20 protein-coding genes are annotated in these 20,614 nt (G+C 70.8%); 7 read left to right on the top strand and 13 right to left on the bottom strand.

The annotated features are described in order from the left end of the window. Positions 1-120 precede the first annotated feature (120 nt). Together JR064_RS10880 and JR064_RS10875 are read left to right on the top strand one after the other, a co-directional pair. Positions 121-1,521, top strand: coding sequence for an amidohydrolase (locus tag JR064_RS10880; protein WP_185815286.1), 1,401 nt, complete (start codon positions 121-123; stop codon positions 1,519-1,521). Next, a complete protein-coding gene (locus JR064_RS10875; RefSeq protein ID WP_206229721.1) occupies positions 1,518-2,810 on the top strand; it encodes an amidohydrolase family protein in 1,293 nt (430 codons plus the stop codon). Before JR064_RS10880 ends, JR064_RS10875 begins: the two co-directional genes overlap by 4 nt. A gap of 230 nt (positions 2,811-3,040) precedes the next feature. Here the strand turns inward: JR064_RS10875 and JR064_RS10870 are convergent, their stop codons facing one another. Then, on the bottom strand, positions 3,041-3,859 hold the full coding sequence (locus JR064_RS10870) for a GH12 family glycosyl hydrolase domain-containing protein (RefSeq protein WP_425510290.1): 819 nt from the start codon (positions 3,857-3,859) through the stop codon (positions 3,041-3,043). Positions 3,860-4,183: 324 nt separating this feature from the next. On the opposite strand from JR064_RS10870, the gene JR064_RS10865 reads away from it, so the two are divergent. From JR064_RS10865 to JR064_RS10855, 3 genes are all read left to right on the top strand, one after another. After that, on the top strand, positions 4,184-4,813 hold the full coding sequence (locus tag JR064_RS10865) for a 2-hydroxychromene-2-carboxylate isomerase (RefSeq protein ID WP_206229720.1): 630 nt from the start codon (positions 4,184-4,186) through the stop codon (positions 4,811-4,813). A gap of 74 nt (positions 4,814-4,887) precedes the next feature. After that, positions 4,888-5,829, top strand: a complete 942-nt coding sequence (locus JR064_RS10860; RefSeq protein WP_206229719.1) for a DegV family protein — start codon at positions 4,888-4,890, stop codon at positions 5,827-5,829. 168 nt (positions 5,830-5,997) lie between these two features. Then, positions 5,998-6,336, top strand: coding sequence for a hypothetical protein (locus JR064_RS10855; protein WP_179567200.1), 339 nt, complete (start codon positions 5,998-6,000; stop codon positions 6,334-6,336). A gap of 173 nt (positions 6,337-6,509) precedes the next feature. On the opposite strand, the gene JR064_RS10850 is transcribed toward JR064_RS10855, so the two are convergent. Further along, positions 6,510-7,439 (bottom strand): EamA family transporter, encoded by a 930-nt coding sequence (locus JR064_RS10850; RefSeq protein WP_206229718.1) that lies wholly within the window; start codon positions 7,437-7,439, stop codon positions 6,510-6,512. Then, positions 7,436-8,227: a PhzF family phenazine biosynthesis protein gene (locus JR064_RS10845; protein ID WP_191825310.1), complete on the bottom strand. Its 792-nt coding sequence runs from the start codon at positions 8,225-8,227 to the stop codon at positions 7,436-7,438. The genes JR064_RS10850 and JR064_RS10845 overlap by 4 nt, the downstream gene beginning before the upstream one ends. Positions 8,228-8,355: 128 nt before the next feature. On the opposite strand from JR064_RS10845, the gene JR064_RS10840 reads away from it, so the two are divergent. After that, positions 8,356-9,765, top strand: coding sequence for an aminotransferase-like domain-containing protein (locus tag JR064_RS10840; RefSeq protein WP_206229717.1), 1,410 nt, complete (start codon positions 8,356-8,358; stop codon positions 9,763-9,765). 666 nt (positions 9,766-10,431) lie between these two features. On the opposite strand, the gene virB11 is transcribed toward JR064_RS10840, so the two are convergent. Genes virB11 through JR064_RS10795 form a run of 9 tightly spaced genes read right to left on the bottom strand, consistent with a single transcriptional unit; the run spans position 10,432 to position 18,426 of the window. Further along, positions 10,432-11,400 (bottom strand): P-type DNA transfer ATPase VirB11, encoded by a 969-nt coding sequence (gene virB11, locus JR064_RS10835; RefSeq protein ID WP_206229716.1) that lies wholly within the window; start codon positions 11,398-11,400, stop codon positions 10,432-10,434. Positions 11,401-11,402: 2 nt separating this feature from the next. Continuing rightward, complete coding sequence (locus JR064_RS10830) at positions 11,403-11,759, bottom strand: hypothetical protein (protein WP_206229715.1); 357 nt, start codon at positions 11,757-11,759, stop codon at positions 11,403-11,405. Between the two features lie 38 nt (positions 11,760-11,797). Further along, entirely contained in the window at positions 11,798-12,853 is a 1,056-nt protein-coding gene (locus JR064_RS10825; protein ID WP_206229714.1) for a TrbI/VirB10 family protein, read from the bottom strand. Beyond that, complete coding sequence (locus JR064_RS10820) at positions 12,843-13,688, bottom strand: TrbG/VirB9 family P-type conjugative transfer protein (protein WP_206229713.1); 846 nt, start codon at positions 13,686-13,688, stop codon at positions 12,843-12,845. Before JR064_RS10820 ends, JR064_RS10825 begins: the two co-directional genes overlap by 11 nt. Then, positions 13,685-14,833, bottom strand: a complete 1,149-nt coding sequence (locus tag JR064_RS10815; protein ID WP_206229712.1) for a TrbL/VirB6 family protein — start codon at positions 14,831-14,833, stop codon at positions 13,685-13,687. Before JR064_RS10815 ends, JR064_RS10820 begins: the two co-directional genes overlap by 4 nt. Further along, on the bottom strand, positions 14,830-17,229 hold the full coding sequence (locus JR064_RS10810; protein ID WP_206229711.1) for a VirB4 family type IV secretion/conjugal transfer ATPase: 2,400 nt from the start codon (positions 17,227-17,229) through the stop codon (positions 14,830-14,832). The genes JR064_RS10815 and JR064_RS10810 overlap by 4 nt, the downstream gene beginning before the upstream one ends. Next, positions 17,226-17,510: a VirB3 family type IV secretion system protein gene (locus JR064_RS10805; protein WP_179567220.1), complete on the bottom strand. Its 285-nt coding sequence runs from the start codon at positions 17,508-17,510 to the stop codon at positions 17,226-17,228. The genes JR064_RS10810 and JR064_RS10805 overlap by 4 nt, the downstream gene beginning before the upstream one ends. An 8-nt stretch (positions 17,511-17,518) precedes the next feature. Then, on the bottom strand, positions 17,519-17,821 hold the full coding sequence (locus JR064_RS10800) for a TrbC/VirB2 family protein (RefSeq protein WP_179567222.1): 303 nt from the start codon (positions 17,819-17,821) through the stop codon (positions 17,519-17,521). Then, positions 17,818-18,426 (bottom strand): lytic transglycosylase domain-containing protein, encoded by a 609-nt coding sequence (locus tag JR064_RS10795; RefSeq protein ID WP_206229710.1) that lies wholly within the window; start codon positions 18,424-18,426, stop codon positions 17,818-17,820. The genes JR064_RS10800 and JR064_RS10795 overlap by 4 nt, the downstream gene beginning before the upstream one ends. A gap of 340 nt (positions 18,427-18,766) precedes the next feature. Between JR064_RS10795 and JR064_RS10790 the strand changes: the two genes are divergently transcribed. Then, the gene (locus tag JR064_RS10790; protein ID WP_206229709.1) at positions 18,767-19,684 is read left to right on the top strand and encodes a dioxygenase family protein; all 918 of its coding nucleotides are present in this window, start codon (positions 18,767-18,769) and stop codon (positions 19,682-19,684) included. 43 nt (positions 19,685-19,727) lie between these two features. On the opposite strand, the gene fghA is transcribed toward JR064_RS10790, so the two are convergent. Continuing rightward, positions 19,728-20,558 carry an S-formylglutathione hydrolase gene (gene fghA / locus JR064_RS10785; protein ID WP_179567228.1) on the bottom strand — a complete coding sequence of 277 codons (831 nt, stop codon included), beginning with the start codon at positions 20,556-20,558 and terminating at the stop codon, positions 19,728-19,730. Positions 20,559-20,614 lie beyond the last annotated feature (56 nt).

Raw genomic sequence — 20,614 nt, 5'->3', positions numbered from 1 at the left:
GCTCTGCGAATCCCCAATCCCCAATCCCGCCCCACGCCACCCGCACTTGGCAAGCGCGCCGGCTCGGGCTAGCGTGCGCAGGCGGCGCCAACGCTGCAGCCAACATCCGGGGAAAATCTGATGCGTCATCTGTTGCTCGCCTGCCTGGGCGTGGCGCTGTGCGGCCCTGCCGCGGCGGCCTCGCGCTTCGTCGAAGACCCTTACCCCAGCACCTACCGGCCGCTGGCATCCACGCCGGTGCTGATCGAGCACGCCACCGTGCTCACCGGCACCGGCGAGCGCCTGGACGATGCCGACGTGCTGCTGCAGGACGGCCGCGTGCAGGCGGTGGGCCGCGCGCTCGCCGCTCCGGCCAACGTCACCCGCATCGACGGCCACGGCAAGTGGGTCACGCCCGGCATCATCGACGTGCACTCGCACCTGGGCGTGTACGCCAGCCCCGGCGTCAGCGCGCACAGCGACGGCAACGAAATGACCGCGCCGGTGACGCCCAACGTCTGGGCCGAACATTCGATCTGGCCGCAGGATCCGGGCTTCGGCACCGCGCTGGCCGGCGGCGTCACCTCGCTGCAGGTGCTGCCGGGATCGGCCAACCTGGTCGGCGGCCGCGGCGTGACCCTGAAGAACGTGCCGGCCACCACCTACCAGGCGATGAAGTTCCCCGGCGCGCCGTGGGGCCTGAAGATGGCCTGCGGCGAGAACCCCAAGCGCGTGTACGGCGAGAAGGGCGGCCCGGCCACGCGCATGGGCAACGTCGCCGGCTACCGCGCCGCGTTCATCGACGCCAGCGAATACCTGCGCAAGAACGCGCCGAAGAAGAAGGCGCCGGAAAAGCGCCATTGGTGGAGCCGCGGCGCCGGCGACAACGACAGTTCCGGCGACAGCGGCGGCAAGCGCGACCTGAAGCTGGACACCCTGGCCGGCGCGATCAACGGCGACATCCGCGTGCACATCCACTGCTACCGCGCCGACGAGATGACCACCATGCTCGACCTGGCCAAGGAATTCGGCTTCAAGATCGCCGCCTTCCACCACGGCGTGGAGGCCTACAAGATCGCCGACCGCTTGGCCCAGGAAAACGTCTGCGGCGCGCTGTGGGCGGACTGGTGGGGCTTCAAGATGGAGGCCTTCGACGGCATCCAGGAAAACATCGCGCTGGTCGATCGCCCGGCCAACGGCTGCGCCATCGTGCATTCGGATTCGGAGGAAGGCATCCAGCGGCTCAACCAGGAAGCGGCCAAGGCGATGGCCGCCGGGCGCCGCGCCGGCATCGCCATCGCGCCCGAGCGCGCGATCCGCTGGCTGACCAGCAACCCGGCCAAGGCGCTGGGCATCGAGAAGCAGACCGGCTCGCTGGAGCCGGGCAAGATGGCCGACGTGGTGGTGTGGAACGGCAGCCCGTTCAGTTCCTACGCGCTGGCCGAGAAGGTCTACATCGACGGCGCGCAGGTCTACGACCGCGCCGACCGCCGCCTGCAACCCACATCCGACTTCATGCTCGGCCAGGAGGCTGCCCCATGAGCCGTTCCGCTCCGCATTCGCGCCGCCCCCTGGCACAGCGCCTGGCGATCGCTGCCTGCCTGATCCTCGGCAGCGCACCCGCCTTCGCGCAGGACGTGCTGATCCGCGGCGCCACCGTGCATACCGCCAGCGCGCGCGGCACCTTGCAGAACGCCGACGTGCTGGTCCAGGGCGGCACCATCCGCGCGGTCGGCAGCGGCTTGTCCGCTCCGGCCGGGGTCGCGGTGATCGAGGCCAAGGGCCGCCCGCTGACCCCGGCCCTGTTCGGCGGCATCACCGAGATCGGCATCGAGGAGGTGTCCGGCGAATCCTCCACCGTGGACAGCGCGCTGAGCCTGCCGCACGACCAGCCGATGCGTCCGGAGTTCGACGTGACCCTGGCCTACAACCCCGACTCGGTGCTGATCCCGGTCGCGCGCGTGGAGGGCATCGGCTTCACCGCGCTCGGCGCCAACAGCGGCGGCGCCTTCATCGCCGGCCAGGGCGCGGTGATGCGTCTGGACGGCGGCGCCGACCCGATCGGCCCGCACGCGCTGTACGTGCGCCTGGGCAGCGACGCGCTGGAACTGAGCGGCAAGTCGCGCGCCGCACAGTGGATGCTGCTCGACCAGATAGTGGCCGAAGCGCGCGGACGCATGCCGGCGGACTCGCCGCATGCCTTGCTGACCCCGGCCGGACGCGCCGTGCTGGCCAGGTACCTGGCCGGCCAGGGCCGCATCGTGGTGGCGGTGAACCGCGCCGCCGACATCCGCCAGCTGCTGCGCTGGGCGCAGCGCGAGAAGGTGCGCATCGCCATCGCCGGCGGCGACGAGGCGTGGAAGCTGGCGCCGCTGCTGGCCGCGGTGAAGGTGCCGGTGTTCGTCAACGCACTGGACGACCTGCCGAGCAGCTTCGACCAGATCGGCGCGACCCTGGAGAACGCGGCGCGGCTGAACGCGGCCGGCGTCGCGGTGAGCTTCACCCAGGGCGGCGACGGCTCGCACAACGCGCGCAAGCAGCGCCAGCTGGCCGGCAACGCGGTAGCGCACGGCCTGCCCTGGGAAGACGGCCTGGCCGGCCTGACCCGGGTCCCGGCCGAGGCGCTGGGCGTGGGCGACAAACTGGGCAGCATCGCCCCCGGCAAGCTCGCCGACCTGGTGCTGTGGGAAGGCGATCCGCTGGACGTGGCCCACTACGCCGAGCAGGTCTGGCTGGGCGGCCGCCCGATCCCGATGCGCTCGCGCCAGACCGAGTTGCGCGACCGCTACATGAAGCAGGCCGGCGCGCTGCCGCGGGCGTATACGCAGTAGCGCGCGGGCGGTGCAAGCGGTGCGGGCCGCGCCGCATCACGTCGCGACACGCACCGTGGCCCGGCCGCTGCTCTGCAAGCGTCCGCGGTCCGCCGCGACGACGGTGTGGTGCGCCAGCCCGCTGCGTTTGCCGCGCTGGCGTCGGCCATTGCCGGCGCGCCAGCATCGATGCCGGGAAATTCCCGCCAGGGCGGCGACGGCCCGGCCTGGCCGCCGCTGCGGCGCGCAACTCAATGCGCGTCGATGGTCGCGCTGACCTTGGCCCAGCCGTTGCCGCGCACCACCTCGAAGCCGGCCTCGACCACGTGCAGATACAGCGCGTTGCTGTAGCGGCCGTCCTTGCTGCGGTTGGCCTGCAGCCAGTTCAGGAACGGCTTGACGTCGACGTTGAGGTTGCCGCTGGTGGGCAGGTTGGGCTGGCCGGCGGTGGCGTGCGGGATGAAGGTGTAGACGTAGTAGCCGGCGGCGCTGTTGTTGCCTTCCCACAGGTCGAAGGTGTAGCCGCCGGCGCTGATCACGTTGCTGGCGGTGAGCGTGCCGATCGGCCAGGAATTGTGTCCGCCCCAGATCATCACTTCCAACTGCGGCACGCCCTTGCTGGTGTCGCGGCGGAAGAACAGGTCGTAGGCGAAATCGCCGCCCAGGTTGCTGCCGCCGGCGCTGTAGGTGAACTTGACCGGGATCGTGCTCAGCGACGACACCTGCCGCGGAAACAAGGTGTCGCTGGTCGGGTTCCAGTCGTAGTGCCAGCCGCGGACGATCGCCGGATACCCGTACAGGCTGGAGTTGGCGAAATTGAAGGTGACCGTCAGCTCCGGCGTGCTGCCGGTGCCGAAGGTGCCCTGGATGACGTTGTTGGGATCGTTGAAATTGTTGACCCACGCATAGTGGTTGCCGAAGATCTTGTAGGGCCCGGCCAGCGCCAGCGGCGCAGCCGCCAGGCACGACACGGCGAACAGCGCCTGCAGCAGGCGCCGGCGCATGCGCGCGCGCGGCGCGGCGGCGCGCAGATGCGGTGCGGCGATCGGAACGATCTGGACATCATGCATGTTCGGTTTCTCCCAGGAAGTCGGCGGGCACGGCAGCGGAGGTGCTGCCGCGGCGGACGCTAGCAAGACCCGCGCGGCACGAGCTATGCGAAGAACGCCTGGCGGCATGCGCTGCGGCAATAGCGCCACGCGGTCGAGACCTGCAGCGTGCGCGCGTTCCCAGTTCCCACACGCGGTCGAGATCGGCGGCGACGCATTGTCTACCGCGGCGTCCAGCGCCCCGGTCGCGGCACCCGCACGGGCGCGGCATGCGCCGCAGTGCAACACGCCGCGCCGCATGCCGGCAGGCGAGTAAGCTGGCGCATGCCCGACCGGAGCCCGCTCATGCGCTTGCGCTGGTATTTCGATTTCGTCTCGCCGTTTTCCTATCTGCATTGGCACAAGCTCAAGGCGCTGCCGGAGTTCGCGCGGATCGAGCCGGTGCCGATCGTGTTCGGCGCGGTGCTGCAGCATCTGCACACGCGTGGACCGGCGGAGATCCCGCACAAGCGCAGCTTCACCTACCAGTTCGTGCAGTGGCAGGCGCAGCAGGAGGGCGTGCCGCTGCGGTTTCCGCCGGCGCATCCGTTCAACCCGCTGGCCGCGCTGCGGCTGTGCATCGCCGCCGGCAGCACGCCGCAGGCGATCGACGCGCTGTTCGATTGGCTGTGGCGCGACGGCCACGCCGGCGACGATGCCGCCGCACTGGCCCCGGTGGCGCTGGCGCTTGGCATCGCCGATGCGGCCGCCGCCGTGGGCGATCCGCAGGTCAAGGCGCAGCTGCGCGGCAATACCGAACAGGCCATCGCCGCCGGCGTGTTCGGCGTGCCGACGCTGCAGGTCGGCGAGGCCTTGCTGTGGGGCAACGACGCGCATCCGCTGATGCAGGCGCTGTTGGCCGATCCGCAGCTGCTGCAGCGCGGCGAGATGGCGCGGCTGGCGGCGCTGCCGGTCGCCGTGCAGCGCCCCGGCTGAGCCGGCCGCGACGTTCCCGGGCGTCTGCGCTAACCTAGCCGGTACTGACGAGGCGCAACGCCGGAGGGGGCCAGATGCGTATCGGGATCGTGGTGGATTCTGCCTGCGACTTGCCGCAGGACTACATCGCAGACCACAACATCGTGTTGCTGCCGATCAGCGTGCGCATCGGCGAGGCAGTGCTGGCCGACCATCGCGACGAGGAAGCCACGCTGAGCTTCCTGCATGCGCACGTGGCCGAGCACGGCGCCGAAGCGGAAACCATCCCGTTCAGCGTGGCGCAGATCCGCGAGCTGTTCCTGAGCCGGCTGGTGATCGACTACGACCACGTGTTCTGCATGACCATCACCAAGACCCGCAGCCCGATCCACCAGCATGCGCTGCAGGCCAGCTTCGCCATCCTCAACGACTACAAGCCGATCCGGCAGGCCGCCGGACACACCTCGCCGTTCGCGCTGCGGGTGATCGACACGCAGAACCTGTTCGCCGCGCAGGCGGTGACCGCGGTGGAGGCTGTACGCCTGCGCGCGGCCGGGGCCAGCGTGCAGGCGATCCGCGAACGGCTGGAGGAACTGGCCGGCAACGTGCACGGCTACATGGTCACCCGCGACCTGTACTACATGCGCGCCCGCGCGCGCAGCAAGGGCGACCGCAGCGTCGGCCTGATCAGCGCCGCGCTCGGCACCGCGCTGGACATCAAGCCGGTGCTGCACGGCTATCGCGGCGACACCGCGCCGGTGGCCAAGATCAAGGGCTTCGACGCCGCGGTGCAGAAGCTGTTCGAGTTCGTCGGCAAGCGCGTCGCCGCCGGGCTGATGACGCCCACGCTGTGCCTGAGCTACGGCGGCGAGCTGAGCGAACTGCGCGCCCTGCCCGGCTATACGGCGTTGCGCCAGGTCTGCGAGACGCACGCGGTGGAGGTGCTGGAAAGCGTGATGAGCCTGACCGGCATGGTCAACGTCGGCAAGGGCGCGCTCACCCTGGGCTTCGCCGATGGGCCGCATGTGTTTGGCTAGGGGTTGCGCGCGAATCTTGTTGCTTGTTGTAGGAGCGGCTTCAGCCGCGACAAGCTGCCGATAGCACCTGTCGCGGCTGAAGCCGCTCCTACAACGTCTCCGGCGTAGACAACCCACTCACGACGCCGCCTGCTAGGCTGCGCCGCACCGCTCCACAGAGGAACCGCCATGGCCGTGACCTATTCGATCAGCCTGCCCGACCCCGCCCGCGCGCGCGGCAGCGAACCCACGCTCAGCTTCAGCGCCAACGGCGCCGACGCCTTCGCCGAGCAGTTGCAGCAGGCCTTGAGCAGCCCCGCCTGGTTCGAGCGCTGGCGCGCGCTGCAGCCGGAGCCGGACGACGTGGATCCGTCGCTGGGCGTCGTCGATCCGGCCGCCACGGTCAGCGGCAAGCAGGACGACCTGCGCATCGACCTGGTCGCCACCACCAGCATCCCCGGCGACATCCTCAAGCAACGCATGCGCCTGCTCGCCGGCAGCGGCTGGGAATTGCGCAACGTGCGTTAAGCGCTTCGTCCGCGCATCCGTTCCGGCGATACGGACCGACCGGAACAGGTGTGCAGGTGCGAATGACCTCGGTGGGAGCGACTTCAGTGGCGACAGGCCGTACCGGCAAGGCCTGTCGCGACTGAAGTCGCTCCCACAAACGCTTCGCCGACTGCGATGCGTGAACTGCGCATCTAGCGCGCCACAGCGCCCGCCGCCGCGCCTGCAGCGCGCCGCGGCCAACGCCATTTCAGATTCACCGCCAGCGTACCGAGCACGATCAGCGCCAGGCCCAGCCATTGCACCGGCACCAGCCGGTGGCCGTACAGCAGGAAGTCCAGCAGCAAGGTGACCAGCGGGTACACGAATGCCAGGATCGCGATCGTCGCCACGTGCAGGTGTCGGTAGGACGAATAGAACAGCACGTAGACGACGCCGCTGTGGATCACCCCCAGGCCGGCCAGCCACAGCCAGTGCATGCCCGGATGCAATGCGCTGCCGCTGGAAAATCCCGCCAGCAGCAGCGTGCCCACCCAGCACTGCACCGTCACCACCGCCAGCGGCCGCTCGCGGCTGATGCGCCGCGACATCAACAGCGACGCGCCGCACAGCAACGCCGCCAGCAGGGTCAGCGCGATGCCGAACAGATAGCCGCGATCGGCGGTATGCCACAGCCGCGCCGGATCCGCCGAGCACGCCACACCGACGAAGGCCAGCAGCGTCCAGCCCAGGTCGCTGCGGCGCGTGCGCTCGCCTTGCAGCATCGCCGCCAGGATCAGCATCACGAACGGGAACACGTGGTAGACCATCGTCGCCACGCCGATCGACGAGCGCGCCATGCCGGCGAACAGCGCCACCCAGTTCAGCACCAGCAGCACGCCGCTGACCGCGGCGTCGCGCAGCAACCTGCGCTCGCGCCACAGCCCGCGCAACTGGCCGCCGAGCAACCCGCAGACGGTGAGGAACACGGCGCCGAACAGGCAGCGGTAGAACACCGCGGTCACCGGGTCCTGGCCGCTCTCGTGCACGAACACGCCGACCGAGCCGATCAGCACTTCGGCCAGCAACAACTGCCACAGCGCGCGCCGCGCGGCGCCGGCGGCAACGGCGACCGCCGCGCTCACAGCGCGATCGTCCCGTGCAGGTACTGCACCGCGCTGCCGCGCACATAGACGTGCTGCGCCTCGACCCGGCACCCAAGCTCGCCGCCGCGCGCCGAGGCCTGCAGCGCGGTCAGCTGCACCTTGCCCAGCGCCTGCGCCCACAACGGCGCCAGCGCGGCATGGATGGAGCCGGTCACCGGATCTTCGGCGCCGCCATTGGCCGGCCAGAAATAGCGCGACACGAAATCGTGGCTATTGCCGGGCGCGGTCACCGCCACATCGCGCGGCGCCAGCGCCAGCATCCGCGCCAGATCCGGCACCACCGCGCGCACCTGGCGTTCGTCCGCGTACACCGCGATGTACGCCTGCGCGTTGGCATACACCGCCTGCGGCACGATCGACAAGGCGTCGTACAGGGCCTGCGGCACCGACGCCAACAAGGCCGGCGCCTGATTCGGAAAGCGCATCTCGAAGCTGCCGTCGGCGAGCCGCTCCACACCCAGTTCGCCGACCGCGGCCGCACGCAAGCGCAGCGGGAACGGTGCGAGCTGCTGGGTGGCGATCACGAACGCGCTGGCCAGCGTCGCATGGCCGCAGAAGCCGACTTCCTTCAGCGGCGAGAACCAGCGGATCGCGAACACGCCATCGGTATCGCGCACGAAGAACGCGGTCTCCGACAGGTTGTTCTCGCTGGCGATGGCCTGCATCAGCGCATCCGGCAACCACGCCTGCAGCGGTACCACTGCGGCGGGATTGCCCTTGAAGCGGACCGTGGTGAAGGCATCGACGACGAACACGGAAAGCGGCATGGCCGGCCTCGCAAGCAAGGGGGGGAACGCCGACGCGATGGCCGGCACAGGCCCAGTGTGCAGCGCCGCACCCGACCATTACAGATTCAGATACGCTGTAAGTGGACCGATACAGATGAGGCGCCCGCATGCTCTTGTACGAATCGCTCGCGGTGCAGCTGCGCGAGCAGATCGAGCGCGGCACGCTGCGCGCCGGCGAGCGCCTGCCGTCGATCCGGCAGCTGGCGGCCAACCACGGCATCAGCACCGCCACCGCGGCGCAGGCCTGCCTGCAGCTGGAGCGCGAGGGACGGGTACAGGCGCGGCCGCGCTCCGGCTATTTCGTGCGTGCCGCCGCCGAGCCGTTGACGCCGCTGCCGACGCCGGCGCGGCGGCGCACGCCGGGCATGGTCGACAACCCGGCGTTGCAAGGCGTGCTCGACATGCTCGCGCGCTCGGACCTGGTCCCGCTGCACACCGCGACCCCGGCGCCGGCGCTGCTGCCGGCCGCACAACTCGCCGCCGCGCTGGCGCGGCAGCTGCGCCGCCATCGCGCGGTCGCGCTCGACTATGCGCCGCCACAAGGCCACGCCGCGCTGCGCCGGCAGATCGCGCAGCGCTACGCGCACTGCGCCACCACGGTGGCGGCGGACGAAGTGGTGGTGACCGCCGGCGCGATGGAGGCGATCAGCCTGGCGCTGCGCACGCTCACCGCACCCGGCGACGTGGTGCTGGTGGAAACCCCGACCTACCACGGCATCCTGCAGGCGGTCGCGGCGCTGCGGCTGAAGGTGCTGGAAGTGCCCAACCGCGCCGGCCACGGCATCGACGCCGCGCGCCTGGACGCGCTGCTGCAACGCACCCCGGCGCGCGCGGCGGTGCTGGTGCCCAACTTCAACAATCCGCTCGGCAGCCTCACTCCCGACAGCGCCAAGCGCGCCCTGCTCGACAGCTGCGCACGCCACGGCACCGTGGTGATCGAGGACGACATCTACGGCGAGCTGGATTGGTCCGGGCAGCGCCCGCGCCCGCTGCGCCACTTCGACACGCACGGCAACGTGATCACCTGCGGCTCGTTCTCCAAGGTGCTGGCGCCGGGCCTGCGCGTGGGCTGGCTGCTCGGCGGCGAATGGACCGACGCGCTGGTCCGCGCCAAGTACTTCTCCACCGTCGGCGGCGCCAGCCTGCCGCAGCTGGCGCTGGCCGACTACCTGGCGCAGCACGATCTGGAGCGGCACCTGCGCAAGCTGCGCCGCACCCTCGCCGACAACGGCCAGCGCCTGCGCGAAGCGATCGTGCGGCACTGGCCTGCCGGCACCCGGGTCGGCGATCCCGCCGGCGGGCTGTCGCTGTGGCTGCAACTGGCCGACGGCGGCAGCGGCCAGGCGCTGTTCGAGGCGGCGCTGGCCGCGGGCATCGGCACCTCGCCCGGGCATCTGTATTCCAGCCGCGGCGACTACGCCGACCACCTGCGTCTGACCTGCGGCCAGCCGTGGAGCGAACCCCTGGAAAGCGCGATGCGGCAATTGGGAAAACTGGCCGCGCGGTTGCCGCGCTGAGCCATCGGCCGGTCGCCGGTCGCCAAGCTGCCGGTTCGCGCGATCGGAGGCAGCCGTGCGCATGGCGTGCAGGGGCATCGCGCCGAAGATCGCATCGAAGTACCGAAGGCGGCGCACCCTACGGCGGCGCCACCATTGAACAGGCGCCATCGCCACCGCGGCAAACACGCGAGGCGCTTGAACGACGCGACGTTTCTCTCGTCCCGTCGCAAGCAACCAGACCTGTCGCCGCGAGACTCACCTGCCGCGGCCCATCCCATCGCGACCAGCGCCATTCCAAGGCCCGGCGAAAGCCAGGAGAGTGGCGCTGCGGACCCGCATCGATCCGCTCCGCCCCGCTATACCGTCGCCGCGCCGATCGCCAACGCCGCGCAAGCGCCGAACAAGGTGCAGGCGAGCATGGCCAGCGCGCTGAGCGGGCTGCGCCAACGCTGCCGCGACAACGGCGATGCGGGTTTGCGGCAAACGAGCATGGCGCGACTCCAGTCCGGGACGACACGATGGAAGGCCGAGGAATCTAGCGGCACGCCGTCTCAGCCGACGCGACGGCAATCGCACAACCGCGCATTGGACGACGCGCCGCGCATTTGTTTACGAGCGGCACCGATACGCGAACGGAATCGTCACACAATCGCCATCGCGCAGGCGGCGATGCCCAGCGCGCACTCAGCGCAGCGCCTCGATCGCCAGGATGCGACGTTCGCCGTTGACCCGGCCCAGCTGCACCACCAGGTCGACCACGCTGCGGATGTAGCCCAAGGTGTCGGCACGGCTCAGGCCGATGCCCGACTGCATCACCATCAGCGCCAGCTGTTCCAGCGCGCCCTGCGGCGTGTTGGCATGGATGGTGGTGAACGACCCCGGATGGCCGGTGTTGATCGCGCGCAGGAAGGTCACCGCCTCCGGGCCGCGCACTTCGCCGAGCAGGATGCGGTCCGGCCGCAGCCGCAACGCGGCCTGCAGCAGATCCTGGGTGGTGATGCGGGTTTCGCCCTGCTCGCCCTTCACCGCGACCAGGCCGAGGTGATTGGGTTGGCGCAGGTGCAGCTCCGGCGTGTCTTCCACCGCGACGATGCGTTCGCTCGCCGGCACCTCCTTCAGCAACGCATTGAGGAAGGTGGTCTTGCCCGACGAGGTACCGCCGGCGATCAACAGCGTGCGCCGCGCCGCGACCGCGGCACGCAACCCGGACAGCGACGCCTGCGCATCCCAGGCCAGGTCGTCGCGGGCGCCTGCGTCGGCCAGCCGATACGCCTCCAGTCCGAGATCCAGATTCAAGTGGCGGCGGATCGCCAGCGCCCAATGCCGGCGCGTGGCCGGCGGCGCCACCACCTGCACGCGCTCGCCGCCCGGCAAGGTGGCCGCCAGCAGCGGATGCTCGCGGTTCACTGCCTGGTGGGTGACACGCGCGACCTGGGTGGCCAGACGTTCCAGCAGCACATCGTCGATGGCGGGGACGTCGATGCGCTGCATGCAGGGCTGGCCGAGGCGCTCCACCCAGACCTCGCCCGGGCGATTGACCAGGATCTCGGTGACGTCCGCCGCATCCAGCCAGGGCTGGAAGGGCAGCAGATAACGCTGCAGATAGACGTCCTGCGCGGGCGCCTGCGGAAATGCCAGCGGCGGCGACTGCACCGTCAGCCTGCCGGCGGCGCGCCATGTTCCGGCTGGCCGCCCTGCGGAGGCGGACCCTTCGGCTTGGGCAGCCCCTTGGCGCTCATGCATGCGTCGAACTTGGCCATGTCCAGACGCTTCGCATCGGCGGGCGGGCGGCCTTGAGCGGACGGGCGCCCCGCAGCGGGCGGCGGACCTGCAGCGGGCGCCGCCACACCCTGCTCGGCAGCGCACGCCCGCATCGCCGCCTCCACCTTCGGATTGGGGCCGGACGGCGGCTTCGCCGGCGCGCCACCGTCGCCGTTGCGCGCGAGCGCCGGCGCCATGCAGGACAGCGCCCCGGCCAGGGACAACAGCAACGGCAGCGAACGGTGCTTCATGCGGATTCCTCGGACATGGAAAAAAGTAAACGGGAACGTCAGTAACCGGAGAAATCCAGGTCGCGCGCGGCGAACACCTGGATCGGCGTGCCCAACGGCACGCGGATGGTCGGCGGAATCTTGCCGTCGGTCTGCAGCGCCTGCGCCGAGGCGCTGCTGGTCGAGGTGCCGATCACCAGCGTGCCGGAGTCGCCACCGAGCGCGCTGGCGACGCCGCCGACCACCGACAGCAGCATCGACGCGCCGTAGCGCTGCCAGAAATGCCGCCCGACCTCGCCGTCCAGCCCGGTCTCGCCGCTGCCGTCCACCGCCGGCGACGCGAGCTGCACCGAGACGCCGTCGGGACGGATCAGGCGCGACCAGACGATGTAGGCGCGGCGCTGCCCGGTCTCCACGCCACTGCGGTACTGCCCGACCAGGCGGCTGCCGCGCGGAATGACCACTTCGCTGCCGTCGAAGCCGCGCACGTCGCGGCTGACCAGCGCGCGCGCGTACCCGGGCAGATCGGTATTGAGCGCGGTTTCCAGCACCGCGGGGATCAGGCTGCCCTGCACCACCGTGCGCGCCGGATGCGCCAGCGCCACCGCCTGTTGCAACGGCGGCGCGTCACCGCCCACGCGCAGGGCGAACTGCTCGTCCTGGTTGAGTCCGGCACCGCCCGCAGGCGCGGCGTTGGCAGTCCCCGATGCGGCAGCGGCCTGCCCAGGTGCGGTGCCCGCCTCGGACGCAGCGCTGTTGTCGACGATCATCGGCATCGACCGCGACTGCGTGGGAGCGACGGCGATGGCGGCGGCGGCGACCGTGGGCGGGGACGATGCCGTGCGGGAAGCGACCGGCGCCCGTGGCAGCGGCGCGGCGAGCGCCGACGTCTGCGCCGGCGCCGGCACCGGCGGCGCATGCAGGCGTTGCCGCGACAGCAGCAGCAGGGTCAATCCGCCCAGCGCCACCGCGCCCAGCAGGCCCAGCGCGAACCCCAGGCTGTCGCCGACGCGCGGCGTGCGCGCCACCTGCGGCGCCGCGCGCAGCGATGCCGCATGCAGCGTCTCTGCGTCCAGCGCCAGTCTCGGATCGCGCTCGCCGGCATCATTGCGCATCGGCTGTTTTCCTTCGCCACCAGGCCGGGCGGCGCGCGGGCGCGGCCGCCGCGGCACGCGGCTGCGGCGACTGCGCATCCAGTGCCGGCGTGCGGAAGCCGTCGTTGAACAACTGCGCCACCGCATGGCCGCGGCGCAGGGCGAACGCCGGCGCGATCTGGTCGGCCACCAGGTAGTCACCGCGGCGGGTGAATGCGAGCGGGGTCTCCGAGCCGTCGCTGGCCAGCGCATACACCGCCGGCGTGCTGCTTGCATCGGCCCACTGGAAATAGGTGCTGCGGCCGTCGTCGAACACGCGCAGCGGCACGTTCTCGCGCGCGCCGCTGAAGCTGTAGGCGCTGTTGCGCTGCGCCGGCGCCGGCAGCGCCGCGCTCGCCTGCACCTCGGCCTGCGCGCTGGCCACCGCCGCCGTCGCCGCCGTCGCGCGTGCGGCGGCCTCCTCGGGATAGCGGAAGCGCAGGTCGTAGACCACGCGCCCGCGCCTGCAATCGGGCGAGTCGCTGGCCACCAGTTCGAAACTGTAGCGACGGCGGTCGGTGGCGACGGTCATGTTGCTGTGGCTGGTCCGATAGGCCGGCTTCACGAACAGCAGGTTGGCGCGCTTGTTGGGCACCACCAGCCAGTGCGCCGCCTCGCCCAGTCCCACGTTCTCGATGCGCTCGTCGGCGGCGAACTCGACCATGGTCTGGAAACCGAAGCAGCCGTCGATGCGCACCACCTTGCGGTCGTCGTAGTCCAGTTCGCGGATGCGCGGATCGGCGCAGGCATCGGCAACCGCCGCCAACGCAAGCAGGCACAACGCGGCGCGACCGACTCGGCGAGCGCTGGTGGTCATGGCGTCCTCGCTCCGCCGAGCGGGCGCGGCGCCATGCGTGGCCGCATGCCCTGCCCCAGGCCGCCACGGCGATTGCCCACGCTCACCGCGGCGACAGACGCCTGCGGCGCCGTGCGCGGCGCGCTGTCGCGGGCCAGGCCGCCGAGCCATTGGAGAGTGCGGGCGCTGCCCGCGGAGGCGATCCGCGCCTCGGTGGCGAAATCATGCACCCGCGCGGGCGATAGCGCGGCGGGCGCCCCACGGGCCTGCACATCGACCCGCGACGAGCCACCGTCTGCAGGTTGATCGCCACGGCCGAGGCGCCATGCGCGGGCCAGGCCGGCGGCGGTCCAGGCCATCGCCAGCAGCAGGCCAAGGTAGATCGCACACCCGAGCAGCAGCATCAGCAGCGGCCGCTGCTGTTGCGCGGCTGCCAACGGATCCAGCGCGATCGCGTCGATCACCGGCGCCAGCACCCGCAGCAACACCGCACCGGCCAATGCCACCAGCATCGGCACCAGCGCAAAACTCAGCGCCATGCGCAACCAGCCCTCGAACAGGCCGCGGGTCGCGCGGAACAACGCAAGCAGCACGAACATCGGCCCCAGCGCCAGCAACGCCGCCAGCACCAGCCGCGCCACGACCAGCAGCCCCACCGTCGACAGCAGCAGCAACAGGGCGCAGCCGCGCACCAGCTTGGCTGCCTGCTTGGCCTGCGGCGCCGCCGCCTGCGCATCGAATTGGCGGCCGAGTTCGACCAGTTCGCCGAGCAGGCCGTCCAGTCGCGACGCGAAGGCCTGGGTGGCGCCATGCGGCGCCCCAAGGAAGGCCGACGCGATCTGGTCGGGACCGCCGACCAGCAGCCCATAGACCACCGTCTGGTAGGCCGGCCACGCGGTGGCGAAGGTCAGCACCAGGGCGACGCCGAACAGGCGCGGCCCCAGCGCCGGCAGGCTCAGGCGCAGGCGCCCGCCGATCAGGCCCAGCGCCAGCATCGCCACCCAGACCACCAACAGCGCGCGCAGCACCGCGCCGAACATGCCGCTGGCGCCGAACAGCTGCGCATAGCCGGCCTGCACCGCACCGTTGATCTGGCAGTCGATGGCGGCCAGGCCGGCGGCCAGGCCGCCATCGCCGTCGATCGGAATCGCCGCGCAGGCGCTCATGCGGCACGCTCGTCGGCAGCGCAGGCCGCCGGCGCCGGATACGGCACCCCGGTCAGCGCTTCCCACCACTGCCGCGGATGCTCGCCCAACTGCGCGCGCAGCTGGTCCAGGCGGCGCACGCTGGCTTCGCGACCGGACAGCACGGTCAGCAACTCCGGCATGCCCGACAGGTCCAGCCGCGCCACCACGCTCTCGTTGCCGTGCTTGACCAGGAACGCATGCGCATGCGCCGGCAGCAGCCGCACCAGTTCCAGTTCCTGCGCGCTGAGGCCGAAGCCGTCGCAATAGTCCTCCGCCCTGGCGCGCGGATTGGGCATGAAGATCTGCGTGGCGGCCTGTTCGATGATCGCGCTGGCGACCCGGCTGTCCAGCGCGTCGCGCGCGCTCTGGGTGCCGAAGCCGACGATGGCGTTGCGCTTGCGCAAGGTTTTCATCCAGTCGCGCAAGTGGGCCGCGAACACGGCATCGTCCAGCGCCTTCCAGCCTTCGTCGATCAGGATCAGCGCCGGGCTGCCGTCCAGCCGCTCCTCCACGCGGTGGAACAGGTACAACAACGTCGGCGTACGCAGCTGCGGCATGTCCAGCAGCTCGGTCATGTCGAACCCCAATGTCGGAATGCCCAGGTCCAATCGGTCGTAGGCGTGATCGAACAACCAGGCGCGCTCGCCGTCGCCGCACCACGGCGCCAGGCGCGCGGCCAGGTCGCCGGGCTGCGGGCGGCGCTGGCCGCCGAGCAGTTCGCGGAAATGGCGCAGGCGGCGGTACTGCGGCGCCTGCTCGTAATTGGCGTCCACCGCGGCGGCCAGGATCGCCGCCTCGTCGGCGCTCAACGGCTGCTGCGCATCGCCCAGCAACTGCGCCAGCCAGCGCCGCAGGAACGCCCGGTTGCCCGGCGTATCCGGCAACTGCAGCGGATTGAAGCCGGTCGCCTCGCCGCTGCGCAAGCTGGCATAGCGCCCGCCGATCGCACGCACGAAGATCTCCGCGCCGCGGTCCTTGTCGAACAGCAGTACGCGCGGGCGCCACTTCTGCACCTGCGCGGCGAGGAAGTTCAGCACCACCGTCTTGCCCGAGCCGGACGGGCCGATCACGCTGAAGTGGCCCAGGTCGCCACGGTGGAAATTGAAGAAATACGGGGTGGCGGCAGTGGTTTCCAGCACCGTCACCGCGTCGCCCCAGTGGTTGCCGTCGGCGCGGCCCTGCGGAAAGCCGTGCAGCGAGGCCAGGCTGGCGAACGCGCCGCTGGACAGCAGCGCATGCCGCGCCGCGTAGGCTTCGTTGCCGGGGAATTGCGCCCAGAACGCCGGCTCCAGGCACAGGTCCTCGCGTACCGCCACCGCGCCCAGGTCGGCCAGCGCCGCCGCGCACTCGGCGACGGCCGCGTCCAGCGCCTCCAGCGCATCGGCGCGCACCAGCAGGCCGAAGCGATGTTCGCCGAACACCGCGCGGCCGCTGGCCAGGTCGTCCTTGGCCTCGACCAGGCCCTGCCGCAGCGCCGCCGAATCCTCTTCGGCGGCGCGCATGCGGCGCAGCGCCAGCGAGACGCGCTCCAGTCCCAACTGCCGTTCGACGAAAGCGAAGCTCTCCGAGAGCACCAGTTCGCACGGCATGCGCAACAGCGCATCGAGCATGCCCGGCAGCGCGTTCGGCGGATACTCCTTCAGCGACAGCAGCGCGGCGTAGTCGCGCGCGGCACCGGGGCCTTTGCGTTCCAGCGCTTCCAGACCGAAGCTGATGCGCCGGTACGGCAGGTGATGGCCCAGGTCGCCATGCGGCGGCCGCAGCATCGGCCGCAGCTCGCCGTTGTACAGCGCCGAGAGCAGTTCCAGCGGCTCGGAGCACACTCCGTGCGCGGTCTCGTACTCGCCGAGCAGGCGCGCGCCGTAGGGCTGCAACGCGGCCAGCAAGGCATCGCGCGCGGCATCCAGTTCGCGGCGCTCGCGCGCCAGCGCCGCCGCGCGCGCGGTGTCGCCCAGGCCCCTGCGCAACACGCCACCCAGGCGCTCGGCGATACCGGTCTTGCCGCGCGCCGGGCGCCGCAGCAGGCTGACGAACAACTCATTGACGAACAGCCGGCGCTGGCCGAGCTGCCCGCGCCAGCGCCGGTCGATCAGCGCGCAGACCGGATCGGCGAAGTCGCCGCCCACGTCCACGCTCGCACGCAGCCGCAGCAGGTGGTGATGCAACACGAAGCGCGAATCGGCTACCGCACGCAACGCCGCGTCGCGCGCCTGCTGGTGCAGGTCCAGCACGTCGCCGTCGGCGGTCTCGAACGCCAATCCTTCCAGGCGCAGGCACTGCAGCAACGCGCCATCGCGCAACTGCACGGTATGCGCATCCAGCAGCCGCGCGTAGGGCAGATGGTCGCCAGCGCGTTGTTCGCGCGGCCGCATCATGGCGCGTAGCTGTTGCAGCGCCAGCGGCGCCAATGTCGCACCCGCGGGCAGCGGCTGACCCGCACCAGCCACAGGTCGAACACGCGCGGCTCGCGCAGGCAGGCCAGGTAGCCGACGCCATGGGCGAGCAGCGCCACCGCCAGCGCCCAGAACGAACGCGTCATCAGGAACGCTTCCGTGGTCACCACGCCATTGACGATGAAATAGCTGTAGGTGACGCCGCAGAACATCTGCGGCCGGGTCAGCGCGGGGAAGATCGGCGTGGATCGCAACGCGCTCATCGCCTTGCTCAACCTGCCGCCGCGCGGATGCCGGCGACGATGGTGGTCGCGCCGAACAACACGAAGCAACCGAGGATCACGGTCGCGCCGAGGCGCCAATGGATGCGCCCGCTCAGCATCATCAAACCGACCACGGCCACGGCGATCACCGCCACCGCGGTGGCGGCATTGCCGAGCAGCGTGCCCTGGATCCACTCCAGCGCCGACAGGATCGGCCCGGAGCCGGCCGGATCGCCGCCCCGCGCCCACGCGGCGGGAGCGAACGCGACGGTGGCGAGCGATATCGGCAGGCGGCGGAACATGGGGTTCATTGCAGATCTCCCTGGGGAACGGAAAGCGACACGGTGGAGGCCGCGCCGCCGGCGACGCTCAGCTCGGCCAGACGCTCGAGGTTGCCGGCGACATAGGCGCGGGTCTCGCGGAACGGCGGCACGCCTGCATGCCGCTGCACCTGCCCGGGTCCGGCGTTGTAGGCGGCCAGTGCGCGCTCCAGATCGCCATCGAAGCGGTCCAGCTGCTGGCGCAGATAGGCCGCCCCACCCTCGATGTTCTGCTGCGGATCCCAGGGATCCACCGCCAGTGCGCGGGCGGTGGCCGGCATCAACTGCATCACCCCGATCGCACCGGCCGGCGACACCGCGGAGGCGTCGTAGCGCGACTCGGACCAGGCCAGCGACTGCAGCAACGCGACACTGAGTCCATGGCGGGCGGCAGCGGCCTCGAAGGCGGCGCGATAGGGCGGCGCGGCCGCGACCACGGAGGCAGGCGCCGCGGCGGCCGGACGCTGCGCCGCGCCCGGCGTCGCCCAACCTTCGCCGAGGTGACGCACGCTGCCGTCCTCGCCGATTTCCATGACCTGTGCGTGGGCCTGCGGCCATGCCGCCAGCGCCAGCAGCAACGATGCGAGGCGCCGCATGCGGGCATCCGGTACGGCACGACGTGGGCGGCGGAAAACGGTGTGGCGCAGCATGGCAGTGGAATCCGGAATCGCGATGGCACGTTGCGGGCGGGAACGTCGCGCGACTGCGACATGCCGCCAGTCGCCAGTCGCCAGTCGCCAGCCTGTTGCCGCATGCGCGACGCAACGGACACGAAAGCTCGAATCCATCCTCGCACGCGGCACTGCGCCGGCATTTGTCGCGCGAGGCAATATTCAGGCAAACGCCGCAAGCGGCGAACGGCAAGACTGGCGGCGCTCGTGCCCACTCAACGGTGCGCATGATCGACTCTCGCCACGCGCCTTTGGAGGCCACGCCATGACAGACCGCAACCACGACCTCGACGACCACGACCGCGGCCTGCAGTTCGACCTGCAAACTCTCGAGCAACGCATGCAGGAACGGCGGCGCCTGCTCGCCTGGATCGCCTCCGGCAGCGCGATGGCGGTGATCAGCGCCTGCGGCGGCGGCTCCAGCGGCGACGACACTTCGTCCACGTCCACCGCGACCACCACTACGGCATCGACCACCACCAGCACCACGACGACCACCACCACCAGCACCACATCGGGCAGCTGCATTGCCGATCCGGAAGAAACCGCCGGCCCCTATCCCGCCGACGGCTCCAACAGCGTCAACAGCAGCGTGGTGAACGTGCTCTCGTCCAGCGGCATCGTCCGCAGCGACATCCGCAGCAGCTTCGGCAGCGACAGCGGGACCGCGGCCGGCCTGCCGCTGACCCTGACCCTGACCCTGGTCAACGTCAACAACAGCTGCGCGGTCCTGTCCGGCTACGCCATCTACCTATGGCATTGCAATCGCGACGGCAAGTATTCGCTGTACTCCAGCGGCATCCAGGATCAGAACTACCTGCGCGGCGTGCAGGTCACCGACAGCAACGGCCAGGTCACCTTCCAGACCATCTTCCCCGCCTGCTACAGCGGACGCTGGCCGCACATCCACTTCGAGATCTATCCGAGCCTGGACACCGCGACCAGCTATACCAACAAGGTGCTGACCTCGCAGATGGCGATGCCCAGCGACATCTGCGATACGGTCTATGCCGCGGTCAGCGGCTACAGCGCCAGCGTCACCAACAAGGCCGCGATCAGCCTGTCCAGCGACAATGTGTTCGGCGACAACACCAGCACGCAGCTGGCCGCGCAGACGCCGACGCTCAGCGGCGACACCAGCAACGGCTACACCGGCACCATCACCATCGGCCTGGCGGTGTAGCCTCGCCAAGCGGCGGCGCCCATCCGCAGCGCTGCAGCGGCGTTTAGCCCTGCAGCGCGCGCGCGTGGTGGGCGATGTGCTCGCCGATGAAGCTGCCGATGAAGTAGTAGCTGTGGTCGTAGCCGGGCTGCAGGCGCAGCGTCAGCGGGTAGCCGGCGGCATCGGCCGCGGCCTGCAGCAACTGCGGCTGCAGCTGTTTGTCGAGGAACTCGTCGCCGCCGCCCTGGTCGATCAGCAACGGCAGGCGCTCGCTCGCCCCGGCGATCAGCGCGGTGGCGTCGTAGGCCTTCCAGCTGGCGCGGTCGTCGCCGAGATAGGCCGAAAACGCCTTCTCGCCCCACGGCACCTGCGACGGCGCCACGATCGGCGAGAACGCCGACACGCTGCGATAGCGGCCGGGATTCTTCAGCGCGATCACCAGCGCGCCGTGGCCGCCCATCGAGTGGCCGCTGATCGCGCGCCGCCCGTTGTGCGGGAATTGCGCCTCGATCAGCGCGGGCAGCTCCTGCACCACGTAGTCGTACATGCGGTAGTGCCTGGCCCACGGCTCGCGGGTCGCGTTGACGTAGAAACCGGCGCCCTTGCCCAGGTCGTAGCCCTCGGCATCGGCGACATCGTCGCCGCGCGGGCTGGTGTCCGGCGCGACCAGGATCACCCCGTGCTCGGCGGCGTAGCGCTGCGCGCCGGCCTTGGTGATGAAGTTCTGCTCGGTGCAGGTGAGCCCGCTGAGCCAGTACAGCACCGGCAGCGTGGCGTGTTCGGCCTGCGGCGGCAGGTACACGGCCACGTTCATCGTGCAGCCGAGCACGGCCGAGTCGTGGCGATAGACGTCCTGCCAGCCGCCGCAGCAGGCATGGTGTTCGATGCGTTCCATGAAAGGGATCCCGAAGAGGGGGACGCGGCCAGGCAAACGCCGGCCGCATCCGGAGA

It is taken from the genome of Xanthomonas bonasiae (assembly GCF_017163705.1).
Classification (GTDB): Bacteria; Pseudomonadota; Gammaproteobacteria; order Xanthomonadales; family Xanthomonadaceae; genus Xanthomonas_A; species Xanthomonas_A bonasiae.
Note: the sequence above shows the minus strand (reverse complement) of the source record. Positions and strands in the feature narration are given on the sequence as shown.

Bases quoted from the DNA above. Each gene is read 5' to 3' on its own strand.
- JR064_RS10795 (WP_206229710.1), bottom strand. From the start codon at position 18,426: ATGCGGCGCCTCGCATCGTTGCTGCTGGCGCTGGCGGCATGGCCGCAG.
- JR064_RS10840 (WP_206229717.1), top strand. From the start codon at position 8,356: ATGCTCTTGTACGAATCGCTCGCGGTGCAGCTGCGCGAGCAGATCGAG.
- JR064_RS10825 (WP_206229714.1), bottom strand. From the start codon at position 12,853: ATGCGCAATGATGCCGGCGAGCGCGATCCGAGACTGGCGCTGGACGCA.
- JR064_RS10830 (WP_206229715.1), bottom strand. From the start codon at position 11,759: ATGAAGCACCGTTCGCTGCCGTTGCTGTTGTCCCTGGCCGGGGCGCTG.
- JR064_RS10810 (WP_206229711.1), bottom strand. From the start codon at position 17,229: ATGATGCGGCCGCGCGAACAACGCGCTGGCGACCATCTGCCCTACGCG.
- JR064_RS10845 (WP_191825310.1), bottom strand. From the start codon at position 8,227: ATGCCGCTTTCCGTGTTCGTCGTCGATGCCTTCACCACGGTCCGCTTC.
- JR064_RS10875 (WP_206229721.1), top strand. From the start codon at position 1,518: ATGAGCCGTTCCGCTCCGCATTCGCGCCGCCCCCTGGCACAGCGCCTG.
- JR064_RS10790 (WP_206229709.1), top strand. From the start codon at position 18,767: ATGACAGACCGCAACCACGACCTCGACGACCACGACCGCGGCCTGCAG.
- JR064_RS10820 (WP_206229713.1), bottom strand. From the start codon at position 13,688: ATGACCACCAGCGCTCGCCGAGTCGGTCGCGCCGCGTTGTGCCTGCTT.
- JR064_RS10880 (WP_185815286.1), top strand. From the start codon at position 121: ATGCGTCATCTGTTGCTCGCCTGCCTGGGCGTGGCGCTGTGCGGCCCT.
- JR064_RS10815 (WP_206229712.1), bottom strand. From the start codon at position 14,833: ATGAGCGCCTGCGCGGCGATTCCGATCGACGGCGATGGCGGCCTGGCC.
- JR064_RS10870 (WP_425510290.1), bottom strand. From the start codon at position 3,859: ATGCATGATGTCCAGATCGTTCCGATCGCCGCACCGCATCTGCGCGCC.
- JR064_RS10805 (WP_179567220.1), bottom strand. From the start codon at position 17,510: ATGAGCGCGTTGCGATCCACGCCGATCTTCCCCGCGCTGACCCGGCCG.
- JR064_RS10865 (WP_206229720.1), top strand. From the start codon at position 4,184: ATGCGCTTGCGCTGGTATTTCGATTTCGTCTCGCCGTTTTCCTATCTG.
- JR064_RS10855 (WP_179567200.1), top strand. From the start codon at position 5,998: ATGGCCGTGACCTATTCGATCAGCCTGCCCGACCCCGCCCGCGCGCGC.
- JR064_RS10860 (WP_206229719.1), top strand. From the start codon at position 4,888: ATGCGTATCGGGATCGTGGTGGATTCTGCCTGCGACTTGCCGCAGGAC.
- JR064_RS10800 (WP_179567222.1), bottom strand. From the start codon at position 17,821: ATGAACCCCATGTTCCGCCGCCTGCCGATATCGCTCGCCACCGTCGCG.
- fghA (WP_179567228.1), bottom strand. From the start codon at position 20,558: ATGGAACGCATCGAACACCATGCCTGCTGCGGCGGCTGGCAGGACGTC.